Raw genomic sequence first — 288 nt, 5'->3', positions numbered from 1 at the left:
GCGAACCTCGCCACCGCGAAGAGCAAGGTGCTCCCCGCCGGGAACTACACGGTCGTCGGCACCTGGGCCGGCGACGCCAACCACACCGGCGCCGACGGCGCGGCCGCGAACGCGACCGTCGCCAAGATCGACTCGACCCTGACGACGACCGCGGCCGGACCGCAGACCTACGGCAGCACGGTTCCGCTCGGCCTGAGCGGCATCCCGGCCGACGCGACCGGCAGCTCGACCGTCACCCTCGTCGTGAAGGATGCCGGCGGCACCACCGTCGACACCGTCACCACCACG

1 protein-coding gene is annotated in these 288 nt (G+C 72.9%); it reads left to right on the top strand.

What is annotated here, in order from left to right; translation table 11 throughout:
- Window positions 1-288: hypothetical protein (locus FJ657_RS17040; protein WP_219995858.1), on the top strand; the 288-nt coding region annotated here is incomplete at both ends.

It is taken from the genome of Schumannella soli, from assembly GCF_006517435.1.
In the GTDB taxonomy this organism is placed as follows: Bacteria; Actinomycetota; Actinomycetes; order Actinomycetales; family Microbacteriaceae; genus Schumannella; species Schumannella soli.
The sequence above is the reverse complement of the archived record's forward strand: the minus strand, read 5'-3'. Positions and strand labels throughout refer to the sequence as shown.